The organism is Arthrobacter sp. MDT2-3 (assembly GCF_059090465.1).
Map to the genome: position 1 here is coordinate 1 of NZ_JBNHFS010000026.1, position 263 is coordinate 263.

The following is a 263-nucleotide window of genomic DNA, read 5'->3' on the forward strand; positions in this document are numbered from 1 at the left end:
CACCACCGACCAGTACGAACACATCCTCACCGTCATGAACACCGCCACCAACCCCCGCACCACCCCACCCACCACCACCGGTGCAGGCACTGGCGCTCCTGCTGGTACTGGTACGGGTACTGGTGCTGGTGCTGGCACTGATTCCTGGCGGGACGGCGATGTGGAGCTGGACCGGCGCACCCGGCCACAGAAACAGCTCGAGGGAATCGTCAGCGCCGTCAAAACCGCCCTGGCCACCAACACCCTGCCCGCCACCGGCGGCA

1 pseudogene is annotated in these 263 nt (G+C 66.9%); it reads left to right on the top strand.

Annotated elements, in window-relative coordinates:
* Window positions 1-263: pseudogene (locus AC5RUQ_RS20970) on the top strand (HNH endonuclease signature motif containing protein); the annotation flags it as partial.